The sequence below is a fragment of the Collinsella aerofaciens genome (genome assembly GCF_028206995.1).
GTDB classification, from domain to species: Bacteria; Actinomycetota; Coriobacteriia; order Coriobacteriales; family Coriobacteriaceae; genus Collinsella; species Collinsella aerofaciens_AQ.
In genome coordinates this window covers 19,367-32,635 of record NZ_JAQLFL010000017.1, presented here as the reverse complement: position 1 = coordinate 32,635, position 13,269 = coordinate 19,367, and the positions used below count along the sequence as shown (strand labels likewise).

Sequence of the window (13,269 nt, the reverse complement as noted above, 5' to 3'; positions counted from 1 at the left end):
TATCGCGAGTTCCGCACGAACAGGAGGCCACTTAATGTGGCCTCCGTCGTGAGCAGGACTGTAGAGCAGGAAACTTAGCCCGTGCCGGGGCCGCTGAGCCCTGACCGGCGGGATACACAGGTTCAGATGGGGCTTTGATGCATGGGTGGTCTGTTGTTGTGCAAATGGGTATCATACTGTGGTTATTGCATCGACTCTGCGATGCATTGTTGTACGTTCCCGGCGGTCGGTTTGCCAGAAGCGCCCCGTCGGTTGTTCCAGACCCGTTTCGAAGAAAGGAAACAACACTAACCTATGGCAGCTAAAAAATCATCTCCCTTGAAGATCATCCCGCTCGGCGGCCTTGACGGCATCGGCAAGAACATGACGGTCTTCGAGTGCGGCGACGACATGGTGCTCGTCGACGCTGGCCTCATGTTCCCCGACGACTCCCAGCCCGGTATCGACCTGGTGCTTCCTGACTACACCTACGTTCTTGAAAACGAGGAGAAGCTCCGCGGTATCGTCGTCACCCACGGCCACGAGGACCACACCGGTTCGCTTCCGTATCTGCTGCAGGACCTCAACAACAAGGTGCCCATCTTCTCGAGCAAGCTGACGCTTGGCTTTATCGAGGGCAAGCTCTCTGAGTTCCGCATCCGCGCGCCCAAGTTCCGCGAGGTCAAGGGCGGAAGCCATGTCAATCTCGGTGGCATCTCGCTCGACTTCTTCTCGATGACGCACTCCATCCCCGGCGCTCTGGGCGTGTTCATTCGCACTAACCAGGGCACCGTTATGCACACCGGCGACTTTAAGCTCGACCAGACGCCCATCGACGGCGTTACGCCCGACTATGCCGCTATCAGCCGCTTTGCCAAGCAGGGTATCGACCTGCTGCTTTCCGACTCCACCAATGCCACGGTTCCCGGCTTTACCAAGTCCGAGGCCGAGGTTGGTCCCAATCTGCTGCACGCCATCAAGAACGCCCCGGGTCGCGTGTTCGTCGCGTCGTTCTCGAGCCACATTCATCGCCTGCAGCAGATCTGCGATGCCGCCCGTAAGTGCGGCCGTAAGGTCGTTGTGACCGGTCGCTCCATGCTCACCAACACCCGCGTCGCGCGCGAGCTGGGCTACCTCAACATCGACGATGCCGATATCATCGATGCCTTCGATATCGATAACCTGCCCGACGACAAGATCGTCGTCATGTGCACCGGTTCGCAGGGCGAGCCGCTGTCGGCCCTGTCCCGCATGGCCAATGGCGAGCACAAGACGCTCTCCATCCACGAGGGCGATACCGTCATCCTCTCAGCAACTCCCGTTCCCGGCAACGAGAAGGCCGTCCAGCAGGTCGTCAACAGCCTGGCCAAGCTCGGCTGCGACGTGTGGGATAAGAACCGCGCTCTCGTCCACGTTTCCGGTCACGGTAGCCAGGAGGAGCTCAAGCTCCTGATGGCCATGGCCAAGCCCACGTACTTTATGCCGGTTCACGGCGAGGCCGTGCATCTGCGCGCCCATGCCCAGCTGGCCCGCAAGATGGGCATCAAGGACGATCATATCTTTATCCTCGATAACGGCGACACGCTCGAGATGCGCGGCGGTATCGTCAAACGCGGTACGCCCGTCGAGTCCGGCGTCGTCTACGTCGACGGCCTGCGTATCGGCGATACCGACCCCATCGTCCTGCGCGATCGCCAGAAGCTCGCCAACGACGGTATGGTCACGGCCGTCGCCATCGTCTCGCTCAAGCACAAGAAGATCGAGGCCATCGAGTTCTCGGGCCGCGGCGTCTCGTTTGCCATCGACGACCAGTTCTCCGAGGATGCCTCCGCGTCCATTATGAAGACGATCGAGAAGGGCAAGTTCAGCTTTACGAGCAGCGGTTCCGATGCCATTCGCAAGGCCGTGCGCGACTCGCTCTCCAACTTTATCTGGAGCCGTACGCGCACTCGTCCGATGATCATCCCGGTCGTCATGGAGGTTTAGTTTGGCGCGCGGATCTGCACAAAACGCCAAAGGCAATAAGGCCAACAACCAACCGGCATCTGCTAAGGGTGCCGGTTCCCATCTGCGTGCCAATAAGGGTCACGAGTCCGAGTTCGATGATTTCGAGCCCTTGGTCGAGCCCTCGGCCAACCGCGATATCGCCGGCGTGGTCATTGCCGTCTTGGCGATTGCGTCCTTTATTGCCGTGATTTCTCCGGCGACTGCGCCCGTTACGGCTGCGGTTGCCGGTTTCTACCACTTGGGCTTTGGTCTGGGCGCCTACGTGCTGCCGATCGTCATTTTGCTGTTTGCCGCCACGCTCTTTTTAGGCGAGGACTCGCCGCTCAACGCGCGCTCTGTTGCGGGCGGCGCCGTGGTCTTTATCGCCGTCGTCTCCATTCTTTCGTTGATGGTGCCAGGTACGAGCGACTCGTGCGACCTTATGTTCACGCCGCAAAATCTGTCCGCCTCGGGTGGCTACATTGGTGCGTTTATTGCGAGTGCGCTGCAGAATGCCCTGGGTAAGCCTATCGCGATGGTGGTCCTGTTGGGCCTTGTCGTCGTGGGCCTGGTCATCATCGGCTTTTCGGTGGGCGGCGTTTTGCGCTCTGCCCGCGACCGTGCGGCAGATTTTGCCGAGCGCCGTCGTGCCGACGTCAACGCGAGTCCGTGGGGTGACGATGAGGCCCTGTCGGTGCCCGGCGTTGCCCGTCCTCACCTGAGCATTCTTCGTCAAAAGGGCTCCGATGCTGCCGTGACCACGGTCATGGGCAACGATGTGGACCCGGTTTTGGACGATGACGACGAGGACGAGGATCCGTTTGTCGACGTGTCCGATGCCGTGGAAGCTGAGCGCGCTAAGACGACGCTGTTGCCGCGCCGCCATGCCAAGAAGGGCAAGGCTGCGCCCAAACTCAATACGAGTGAGCCCGACCCGTCTTGGTCCGAGAGCGAGATTGAGCTCACCGAGGGCGATGACGAGGACGACGAGGCTCCGATTGAGACCGCAAAGACAACTTTGCTGCCGCGTCGCCATGCAAAGCGCGACCAGGTAACCGGTCAGCTTTCGATGGAAGACGACCCCGATAAGATCGACGAGTCCGAGCCGCCGTTTGCCGTGAATCCTGTCTCGGCAGCACCTCAGATCCCCGACTTCTTGAAGCATCCCAAGGTTGCCGATGCGCCTGCCTTGAGTGCTGTCGAATCGGCTGCGGCTAGCGATGGGGGAGCGGACGGCGGCGCCGCAGATAACGAGGGCGAAGAAGAGGACGGCCTCAAACTTCCGCCACTTGAGATTCTGCATGCCAACCCGCAGTCGGCTTCCTCCGCGTCTTCTGACAAGGAGCTGGAACAGACTGCCGAGTCGCTTCAGTCCACCTTGCTGGAGTTTGGTCGTAGTGCCCGCGTGGTCGGCTGGATCGCCGGCCCCACGGTGACGACCTTTAAGCTGCAACCTGGCGAGGGCGAGCGCGTGAGCAAGATTTCGAGCCTCGAGGACGATATCGCGCTATCGCTTGCTGCCCAGTCCGTGCGTATCTTTGCCCCGATCCCCGGCACCTCGCTTGTGGGTATCGAGATCCCCAATCGCAAGCGCCAGAACGTCAACCTGGGCGACGTGCTTCCCTATGTGAAGGGCGGTCCGCTCGAGCTCGCCATCGGTCGAGATGCCGAGGGTACGCCGGTCGTCGCCGACCTTGCCAAGATGCCCCACCTGCTGATCGCCGGTACCACGGGTTCCGGTAAGTCAGTCATGATCAACTCCATCATCACGACCTTGCTCATGCGCGCCCTTCCCGAGGACGTTCGCCTGATCATGGTCGACCCCAAGCGCGTCGAGCTTGCGGGCTATAACGGTCTGCCGCATCTTTACGTGCCTGTAGTGACCGAGCCCAAGCAGGCCGCGAGCGCTCTGCAATGGGCCGTGTCCGAGATGGAGCGTCGCCTGAAGGTCTTCGAGCGTCTCAACGTGCGTAAGATCTCGACTTACAACGAAAAGCAGGCCGCCGGCGAGTTTGAGCATTACGATAACCCGCCGCAAAAGATGCCCTACCTGGTCATCATCATCGACGAGCTCTCGGACCTGATGATGGTCGCCGGTAAGGATGTCGAGGCCTCGATCGTGCGTATTGCTCAGCTGGGCCGTGCCGCCGGTATCCACCTTATCGTGGCCACGCAGCGCCCCAGCTCCAACGTGGTGACGGGCCTTATTAAGGCCAACATCACCAACCGTATCGCCTTTAACGTGGCTACGGGCATCGATTCCCGCGTCATTATCGACCAGATGGGCGCCGAAAAGCTCACTGGTTTGGGCGACATGCTGTTCTCAAAGGTCGACTGGGGCAAGCCTCGCCGTATCCAGGGCTGCTTTGTCTCGGATGACGAAATCAACGAGATTGTCGAGTTCGTCAAGTCGCAGAGCGAGCCCGACTACCACGAGGAGATCCTGTCTGCCGTGGCGCCCGCTTCCATGTCCATGGCGGGTGGCGGCGGCATTGTCCGCACCGGAGTCGCCGAGCCGCAAGACGATGATCCTCTCATTTGGGAAGCCGCCCATATTGTGGTGGAATCGCAGCTTGGCTCCACATCTGGCCTGCAACGTCGTCTGAAGGTTGGCTATGCGCGCGCCGGGCGTATTATGGACATGCTGGAAGAAAAGGGTGTCGTCGGTCCGCCCGACGGTTCCAAGCCGCGCGAGGTCCTGCTGGACGAGGAGGGGCTTGCCGCGCTGGAATCTGTCGACGCCGAGATGGCACGTGAAGATCGTGAGTTTGGAGGATTCTGATGGCTGCACGCTTTGGTGACATGCTGCTCGAGCAGCGTCGCCGAATGGGCCTTTCCATTCAGCAAGTCGCCAACACCATCAAAATCAGGCCGCAGATCATCGAGTTTTTCGAGACTGGTAACTTTGCTTCGATGCCGCCGCGCGGCTATGCGCAGGGCATGATTTCGAGCTATGCTCGCTTTTTGGGCCTCAATCCGCGCGAGGTCGTCAATGCCTACTTTGACGATCTGATGGCATATGAGCGCGAGACGTCGCAGCAGGGCGGTCGTTTTCAGGACGCCGCTGGCTACGTCAATTCGCGTTCCTCGGTCGATAACGGGCGCTTCCTGATGGTTCAGGGCGGTCGTTCGACGCGTTATGGACAGCGTCCTCAGCAGGCCGGTTATATTACCGAGACGGGTTCGGGCGAGGAGATTCGTTCGCAGCGTGACCGGTTCCGCAGTACGCCGATGCCCGAGGACCGTGCACTTCCCGCTGCCCGCGGCGTGGCTCGTGACCCTCGTGCCGGCTACGGCGACGGCGGCTATTCCGATCGCGGTTACCGTGGGGTCTCTTCTGGTCGCTCTCGCGGTGGCTATGCGGATGCCGATACCACGCAGGTGACGCCGCGTCTTCGCTCTCAATCACAGCCGTATGGCCAGCGCTCTTCGGCTCCGCGTTCGGGCCAGCGTGGCTATCAAGGCCGCGGTGAACTTGCGCCCCGCTCGGGTCAGCGCAGCCTTCAGGGCCAGGGTGGCTATCGCGGCCGTTCCGATAGCAATCGTGGTCGTATGCCTCAGGGAGGCGGCCGCAGCAGTTCCAATCGTGGACGCGGCGGATCACGTACTCCTCAAAACAACGGGCTCGATCCGCGTATCGTCTACGCCGGCATCGGTGCCGTTGCGCTGTTGTTGATTGTGCTCATCGTGGTGCTTCTGCGCGGCTGCGCATCTTCGGCGCCCGAGACCACGCCCGAGACGCCCACTGCTACCAAGACGACGACCAAGAAGTCTTCTAAGAAGACCGAAACGGTCGACGAGGACGAAGACACCGATGAGGCGACGGATGAGTCGACTGACTCGGACGCTACCAAGACGACGGCCATGAAGGAAGAGAACGAGGTCACGAAGGTCAAAGTCTCCGTTGCCAAGGGAAAGACCGCGTGGATTGAGGTCAAGGTCGACGGCAAGTCGGTCTATGGCGCCCAAGCGACTGGCCCCTTTGAGCAGGAGTACTCGCCCGAGTCCTCGATCGAGATCACCACGTCCAAGCCTTCCGATGTCACCGTTACCAAGAACGGTGAAAAGGTTCGTTACGATACCAAGACCTCGGGCGTGGCGCGTGTGACGATCACCGTTCCCAAGAAGGAGACGACTGATTCCGAGAATGGTGAAAGTTCTGATGGTACCGATACCACCGATGGTGCCGATACCACCGACGTTACCGATGCCCAGTCCACGGATGGCGCCGATACCGCAACTGACGGTCAGACACCCACCGATTCTACCGACTATTCGTACGATAGCTACTAAGCCGCTCGTACGCGAAAGGAAACATCATGGCTAAAGATTCCAGCTTCGACGTCGTGTCCGAGGTCAACATGCAAGAGGTCGACAACGCCTTCCAGCAGACCACGCGCGAGATTTCCCAGCGCTATGACCTTAAGGATTCCGGCGCCACGATCGAGCTTTCGAAGGGCGACAAGCTCTTTACGATCAGCGCCCCGGCTGACTTTGTCTCCAAACAGATTATCGACGTGCTGAGTTCCAAGCTCATCAAGCGCGGCATTGACCTCAAGGCTGTCTCGTGGGATGCTCCTCAGGCGGCATCGGGCGGCACCGTGCGCGTGCTCGGCCATATTGTCGAGGGTATCGACCAGGCGACCGCCAAGAAGATCAACAAGGACATCAAGGACCAAAAGCTCAAGGTCAAGGTGACCATCGAGGCCGACAAGCTGCGTGTTTCCTCTGCTTCGAAGGATGCGTTGCAGACCGTAATCCAGTTCCTGCGCGACCAGGACTACGGCCAGCCGCTACAGTTCACCAACTACCGCTAATATCATTCGAAAGGACCGCTCTCCAACATGGATACACCGTTGGGCTCCGTGCTCTACATCACCCTCGGGTGCGCTAAGAACGAGGTCGACACCGACCGCATGCGTTCTCTTTTGACTGCTGCGGGCTACGAGGAGGCATTCGACCCGCAGGATGCCGATATCGCCATCGTCAATACATGCTCGTTCCTCGCCTCCGCAACGTCCGAGAGCATCGAGACCACGCTCGAGCTCGCCAACGAGGTTCAGGACGGCGTTCGTTCTTGCCCCATCGTTATGTGCGGCTGTGTGCCGTCGCGCTATGGCGACGACCTGCCTGACGAGCTGCCCGAGGTCGCTGCCTTTGTGAAGGCCGACGAGGAGGACGGCATCGTGGCGGTCATCGATGGCGTGCTGGGTGTCGAGCGTGAGATCGCGGCCTATATCCCTCAGGTCAAGCGTACCGTCGAGGGCGCCGTTGCTTACGTCAAGATTTCCGATGGCTGCAACCGCTTCTGCAGCTTCTGCATGATCCCCTATATTCGCGGTCGCTATCATTCGCGCAATGCCGAGAGCATTATCTCCGAGGTACGCGACCTGGTTGCCGGCGGTGTGCGCGAGATCGTGCTGATCGGCCAGGACACGGGTATTTGGGGCACCGACTTTACTGACGAGGATGTCGCCGAGGGCTCGCCGCGCAATCTGGCGCAGCTGCTGCGTGCCGTCGCCGAGGCCGTGCGCCCGCACAACGTCTGGGTCCGCGTGCTCTATCTGCAGCCCGAGGGCATGACCGATGAGCTTATCGATACGATTCGCGATACGCCCGAGGTGCTGCCCTATATCGATATCCCCGTGCAGCACTGCGACGCGCGCATCCTCAAGGCTATGCGCCGTTCCGGTTCGCGCCAGGAGCTCGAGGACCTGTTCCGCGATCTGCGTGAGCGTATCCCCGGCATCGTGATCCGTTCCACGGCTATGGTCGGCTTCCCGACCGAGACCGACGACGAGTTCCGCGACCTTATCGACTTTATGGACACCGTCGGCTTTGACTACACGAGCGTCTTTGCCTACTCGCAGGAGGAGGGCAGCCTGGCCGCTAAGATGGAGGGTCAGGTCGACGAAGAGGTCAAGCTCGAGCGCGCCCAGGAGGCCATGGACCTGGCCGAGTCGCTCGGTTTTGCCGCCACCGCCGCACATGTGGGCGAGCGCGCCCAGGTGATCGTCGACGGTATCGAAGAAACCGAGGACGGCGCCGAGCTGATCGGCCATGCCTGGTTCCAGGCGCCCGATTCCGATGGCGCGGTCCACTTGGACGCCAGCGAGGCGTCCGTGGGCGATATTCTGACTGTCGAGTTTACCGATAGCTTCTGCTATGAGCTTATCGGCCATGTTGTGGAGTAGGAGAGCATCGTGGCAAACGAGAGCAATAAGGAACTGACGAGTGTTTGGACGCCCGCCAACATCGTGACGTGCGTTCGCATCGTCTTTATCCCGGTGTTCATGATCGTGTCGGCGCTTTCTCACACGAGTGTTGCCGGTACGGATTGGAGCATCTTCGACGGCTCGCTCGCCGCCGCTGCCTTCATTCTGTATGTGATCCTGTCGTGCACCGATAAGGTCGACGGTTATCTGGCGCGTTCGCGCAACGAGATCACCGACTTCGGTAAATTCTTGGACCCCATCGCCGATAAGCTGCTCGTGTTCTCGGCCCTGCTGCTGTTCTTGGATTTTGGCGCGGTGACCGTGTGGTCCGTGTTCATTATCCTGTTCCGTGAGCTTCTGGTGAGCGCCCTTCGCATGGTCGCGAGTGCGGCCGGTGTGGTCGTTGCGGCCGATAAGCTCGGCAAGTACAAGACGGCGACCACGATGGTCTCCATCTGCGGTTACCTGTGCGTTTTTGCTATGGCCGGCTTGCACCTTGGCCCGGTGGCGCTGACGCTCGGCATCTACTCGGTGTCGCGCTTCCTGTATGCCGTTGCCGTTGTCTTGACCGTTATCTCGGGCGCCCAGTACTTCTGGAACTGCCGCAAGATCGTCTTTTCGGTCTAGGTCCTGGTGGGTATGACGGACTCTTTTGAGCAGATTTCCGCACATAACGAGGAGCTGGCGCGCGATATCGTCGAGCGCGCGAGCGCTCGGGGTGTGACGGTTTCGACGGCTGAGTCGCTGACGGCGGGTATGATCGCCTCGACGATTGCGGATATCCCGGGCGCCTCGGCGGCGCTGCGTGGCGGTGCGGTGACCTACTGCGATGAGATTAAGCATCGCGTGCTGGGTGTTGAGCAGGAGACGCTCGACCGCTACACCGCGGTGTCGCATCAAACTGCGCGCGAGATGGCGTCGGGTTCGCTGGAGCTGTACCAGAGCGATATTGCAGTGAGCGCAACGGGTTATGCCGGCCCCGGCGGTGGTACTGAGGACGATCCTGCTGGCACTTTCTATATTGGCTGGGCACATCGTTCCGCCGATGGGGGAGTGCCGGTCGTGGACTCTGTGCGCTGCCACTATGAGGGCGACCGTTCGTGTGTTCGTGCCCATGCGGTCACGGAGGCATTGGGTCGCATTGCCCTTGTGCTCAACCCTATGGAATAGACGTGTTTTAAGGGGCCTCCGGGCCCCTTAATTGTGGAGATAGGGACCTTAGGCTCATTTGGCGTTTGTGCTGGTTGTAGATGTATTTTTTCCTGCCTTGTTCATATTTGGTCCTTTGTGGTCAAGCATTTGGTCAGTGTTTGGTCGGCGTTTGGTTGGGTTTTGGAAAGACCGCCTGCATATGATTGGCCTGAACGGTTGACCACGAACAGCCGTTCGTTTATTATCGATGCAGGTTGTTAAGAGGAGGGCTATTCATGGCCAAGAATTCAGGTCCCGTACGTACCGTTCATGCTCGCACGACGGGTAAAGAGCGCGATGAGATGATCGCCACCACCAAGGCCGAGATCGAGAAGAAATTCGGCCAGGGTTCCATCATGAGGTACGGCGACGGTGGTCCCGAGCTCGAGGTCGAGGCCATTCCCACGGGCGCCCTGGCCCTCGATGCCGCTCTGGGTATCGGCGGTGTGCCGCGCGGCCGTATCGTTGAGATTTACGGTCCTGAGTCCTCCGGTAAGACGACGCTTTCGCTCGAGATCTTGGCCGAGGCCCAGGCTATGGGCGGCGTTGTGGCATTTATCGATGCCGAGCACGCGCTCGATCCCACGTATGCCGCGCGCATCGGCGTGGATATCGACGAGGTTCTCATTTCCCAGCCCGATACGGGTGAGCAGGCGCTCGAGATCGTTGACATGCTCGTGCGTTCCGGCGCCATCGATGCCATCGTCGTCGACTCCGTCGCCGCGCTGACCCCGCGTGCCGAGATCGAGGGAGAAATCGGCGACACCACGGTCGGTCTTCAGGCTCGCCTGATGAGCCAGGCGCTCCGCAAGCTCGCCGGCTCGCTGTCCAAGTCCAACACGACGTGCATCTTCATTAACCAGCTGCGTGAGAAGATCGGCGTCATGTTCGGCAACCCCGAGACCACGACGGGCGGCCGCGCCCTTAAGTTCTTCTCTTCGGTGCGTATCGACATTCGCCGTATCGATAGCATTAAGCTTAAGGACGAGGTTATCGGTAACCGCGTGCGCGCCAAGGTCGTTAAGAACAAGGTGGCAGCTCCGTTCCGTTCTGCTGAGTTCGACATCATGTACGGTACGGGCATCTCTAAGGAGGGCTCGATTCTGGACATGGCTGTCGAGTGCGGCATTTGCAAGAAGATGGGCTCCTGGTTTGCCTATGGCGAGGATAAGCTCGGCAACGGTCGCGAGGCCGCCAAGGCGTTCCTGCGCGAACACCCCGATTGCGCTGACGAGATTGAGCATAAGGTCCGCCTTGCCTGTGGACTTGAGTTTGATGACGATGCTCCGTCCGAGGTCGAGCTGACCGATCAGCCTGCGCCTGAGGAGTTTGACGAGCTTTACGCCATCGATGGTTCCGCCATGCTCGATGATGACGACGAGTAACGGTTACGCTTATGTCGTATACGGTGACCGAGGCCACGGTCGTCTTTCCCGATAAGAAGGCGGCCTCCTCGTTCTCGAGCGGGTATGCGTCCAAAAAGCCTTGCGCACATATCGATTGTGAGCTTGAGGGCGGTTTTGAGCGGTCCATTTGGATTCCCGTGCGGGTCGCGCGGCTGTATGTCAAAAACCGCCCCGATCTTCCCTGTGATTGGGACAACTTCCGTGAGGCGGTGCAGCTCATTGAGCGTAAATGTGCACTTACCATGGTGACCGAGATGTTATCGCGCCGCGACCATGCGACGGGTGAGGTCCGTGACAAGCTGGCTCGCTACGGCTTTCACCAGCCTGCGATCGATTTCGCCGTCGAGCGCGCCACCGAGTATCGCTTTTTAGACGAGAGCCGCTTTTGCTCGTACTTTATCGAGGAGCGCAAGCGGCGCGGTTGGGGACAGCGCAAAATCGAGACCGAGCTCAAGCGCCGTCATGTCGTGCTCGATGACATTCCCGGTTATCCCGAGGATTATTTTGCCGTCGAAGACGATTTGACGCGTGCGTCAGCCCTGCTCGCCAAGCGTCGTGTTCCAGAGACGCGCGGATTCGAAAAACTGGTTCGGTTTTTGATGGGCAAAGGCTTCTCGTATCACATCGCCGCCGATGCCGTTAAGGCACGTCTCGATGCCGAACGCGAGGAATGTGCAGTTTAGGCGTATGCGCTTTGTGGCCCTGCCGTTCACCGCGTTTTAGCCGCCGTGCCGGGGCCATTTATTTGACAGTTGTTGTGGTTCAACGTACGATAAACACTGTCATTTGCTTTGTGATATGTGCTCATCTGTGATGAGTTTGTTTATATGTTTATCTGTATCCGACCCGCATAAGCTGCGCCCATATTACTCAAATGTCGCGAGCCGTTCGTAAGGACGGTTCGCTTTGTTGTGTAACGAATCCATAAAAAGGAGTGAGCATGCCTATCATCGCAGCGCTCGTTGGCATCGTTTTGGGTGCCATCGCCGCCATTGCCTACATGCGCACCGCCAAGCAGGGTAGTCTTCACGAGGCCGACGAAAAGATCCAGTCGGCACACGCACAGGCTGAGTCCCTGATCGGTGATGCTAAGCGTCAGGCCGAGACCCTCAAAAAAGAGGCTCTGCTCGAGGCTAAAGAGGAGATCATCAAGAACAAGCAGGCCGCCGAGGCCGAGGACAAGCAGCGTAAGAGCGAGATTCGTACGCTCGAGAACCGTGTGATGCAGCGCGAGGAGTCCCTTGATCGCCGAAACGACGCTCTCGACAAGCGCGAGCATCAGCTGTCCAGCCAGGCCGGTCAGGTCGAGAAGCGCTCCCGCGAGCTCGAGGAGCTCTGCGCAAAGCAGACCTCCGAGCTCGAGCGCATCGCCGACCTTACCCGCGAGGACGCCCACAAGGAGCTCCTCGATAAGGTTCGCGGCGAGGTCACCCACGAGGCCGCCACGATCATTCGCGAGTCTGAGCAGCAGGTTCGCGCCGAGTGCCACAAGACCGCCCAGGAGATTCTGTCCCTGGCGATTCAGCGCTGCGCTGCCGACCACACTGCCGAGGTTACCGTTACCTCCGTGCACATTCCCTCTGATGACCTCAAGGGCCGTATCATCGGTCGCGAGGGTCGCAACATCCGGACCTTCGAGCAGGTTTCCGGCGTCAACCTCGTGATCGACGACACGCCCGAGACCGTCGTTCTTTCGAGCTTCGACCCAGTCCGTCGCGAGACCGCCCGTGTCGCCCTCGAGAACCTAATCGCCGACGGCCGCATTCATCCCGCCCGTATTGAGGAGATGTATCACAAGGCTGCCGACCTGGTTCAGCAGCGCGTACGCGAGGCTGGCGAGCAGGCTGCCTTCGATACCGGCATTCACGACCTGCACCCCGAGATCGTCAAGACCCTTGGTGCCCTGCGCTACCGTACTTCGTTTGGTCAGAACGTGCTTCAGCACTCCCTCGAGGTCTCTGACCTGTGCGGCGTGATGGCTTCCGAGCTTGGCCTGGACGTTGTGACCGCTAAGCGCGCCGGCCTGCTGCACGACCTGGGCAAGGCAATCGACCACGACGTCGAGGGCCCGCATGCCGTCATCGGCGCCGAGCTTGCCCGTCGTTATGGCGAGAAGCCCGTTATCGTCCACGCTATCGAGGCTCACCATGCCGATGTCGACCCCAACACGGTGCTCGATGTCCTGGTACAGGCCGCCGATGCCGTCTCCGCCTCTCGTCCCGGTGCCCGTCGCGAGTCTGCCGAGAACTACATCAAGCGCCTTGAGAAGCTCGAGGAGATCGCCAACTCCCATGACGGCGTCGAGCGTACCTATGCCATGCAGGCTGGTCGCGAGGTCCACGTCATGGTTCAGCCGGACAAGATCTCCGATGCCCAGTCCACGGTCCTGGCCCACGATATCGCCCATCAGATCGAGGAAGAGATGGAGTATCCCGGTCAGGTGCGCGTCGTCGTGATTCGCGAGAGCCGCGCTGTCGATATCGCTAAATAAC

Annotated in this window: 10 protein-coding genes; all 10 read left to right on the top strand. The window is 60.0% G+C overall.

All coding sequences use genetic code 11. The features are described from left to right. Positions 1–294 precede the first annotated feature (294 nt). Positions 295–1,965, top strand: coding sequence for a ribonuclease J (locus tag PMX60_RS09480; RefSeq protein WP_006235967.1), 1,671 nt, complete (start codon positions 295–297; stop codon positions 1,963–1,965). A 1-nt stretch (position 1,966) separates the two neighbouring features. After that, positions 1,967–4,747, top strand: a complete 2,781-nt coding sequence (locus PMX60_RS09475; RefSeq protein WP_233503979.1) for an FtsK/SpoIIIE family DNA translocase — start codon at positions 1,967–1,969, stop codon at positions 4,745–4,747. Continuing rightward, positions 4,747–6,258, top strand: a complete 1,512-nt coding sequence (locus PMX60_RS09470; RefSeq protein WP_271747707.1) for a RodZ domain-containing protein — start codon at positions 4,747–4,749, stop codon at positions 6,256–6,258. Before PMX60_RS09475 ends, PMX60_RS09470 begins: the two co-directional genes overlap by 1 nt. A 26-nt stretch (positions 6,259–6,284) precedes the next feature. Next, positions 6,285–6,782, top strand: coding sequence for a YajQ family cyclic di-GMP-binding protein (locus tag PMX60_RS09465; RefSeq protein ID WP_117770334.1), 498 nt, complete (start codon positions 6,285–6,287; stop codon positions 6,780–6,782). A 27-nt stretch (positions 6,783–6,809) separates the two neighbouring features. Continuing rightward, positions 6,810–8,159, top strand: coding sequence for a 30S ribosomal protein S12 methylthiotransferase RimO (rimO, locus tag PMX60_RS09460; RefSeq protein ID WP_271747706.1), 1,350 nt, complete (start codon positions 6,810–6,812; stop codon positions 8,157–8,159). A gap of 99 nt (positions 8,160–8,258) precedes the next feature. Then, positions 8,259–8,807, top strand: coding sequence for a CDP-diacylglycerol--glycerol-3-phosphate 3-phosphatidyltransferase (pgsA, locus tag PMX60_RS09455; RefSeq protein ID WP_416377938.1), 549 nt, complete (start codon positions 8,259–8,261; stop codon positions 8,805–8,807). 12 nt (positions 8,808–8,819) lie between these two features. Further along, entirely contained in the window at positions 8,820–9,350 is a 531-nt protein-coding gene (locus PMX60_RS09450; RefSeq protein WP_271747703.1) for a CinA family protein, read from the top strand. 257 nt (positions 9,351–9,607) lie between these two features. Beyond that, positions 9,608–10,756, top strand: a complete 1,149-nt coding sequence (gene recA / locus PMX60_RS09445; RefSeq protein WP_022094695.1) for a recombinase RecA — start codon at positions 9,608–9,610, stop codon at positions 10,754–10,756. 11 nt (positions 10,757–10,767) lie between these two features. Next, positions 10,768–11,460: a regulatory protein RecX gene (locus tag PMX60_RS09440; RefSeq protein ID WP_082437769.1), complete on the top strand. Its 693-nt coding sequence runs from the start codon at positions 10,768–10,770 to the stop codon at positions 11,458–11,460. A gap of 257 nt (positions 11,461–11,717) precedes the next feature. Continuing rightward, positions 11,718–13,268, top strand: a complete 1,551-nt coding sequence (gene rny / locus PMX60_RS09435; protein WP_115596193.1) for a ribonuclease Y — start codon at positions 11,718–11,720, stop codon at positions 13,266–13,268. Position 13,269 lies beyond the last annotated feature (1 nt).

What these genes read in the sequence shown, in the direction of transcription:
- PMX60_RS09480 (WP_006235967.1), top strand. Translation starts at nt 295, where the DNA reads ATGGCAGCTAAAAAATCATCTCCCTTGAAGATCATCCCGCTCGGCGGC.
- PMX60_RS09470 (WP_271747707.1), top strand. Translation starts at nt 4,747, where the DNA reads ATGGCTGCACGCTTTGGTGACATGCTGCTCGAGCAGCGTCGCCGAATG.
- PMX60_RS09465 (WP_117770334.1), top strand. Translation starts at nt 6,285, where the DNA reads ATGGCTAAAGATTCCAGCTTCGACGTCGTGTCCGAGGTCAACATGCAA.
- rimO (WP_271747706.1), top strand. Translation starts at nt 6,810, where the DNA reads ATGGATACACCGTTGGGCTCCGTGCTCTACATCACCCTCGGGTGCGCT.
- pgsA (WP_416377938.1), top strand. Translation starts at nt 8,259, where the DNA reads ATGATCGTGTCGGCGCTTTCTCACACGAGTGTTGCCGGTACGGATTGG.
- PMX60_RS09450 (WP_271747703.1), top strand. Translation starts at nt 8,820, where the DNA reads ATGACGGACTCTTTTGAGCAGATTTCCGCACATAACGAGGAGCTGGCG.
- recA (WP_022094695.1), top strand. Translation starts at nt 9,608, where the DNA reads ATGGCCAAGAATTCAGGTCCCGTACGTACCGTTCATGCTCGCACGACG.
- PMX60_RS09440 (WP_082437769.1), top strand. Translation starts at nt 10,768, where the DNA reads ATGTCGTATACGGTGACCGAGGCCACGGTCGTCTTTCCCGATAAGAAG.
- rny (WP_115596193.1), top strand. Translation starts at nt 11,718, where the DNA reads ATGCCTATCATCGCAGCGCTCGTTGGCATCGTTTTGGGTGCCATCGCC.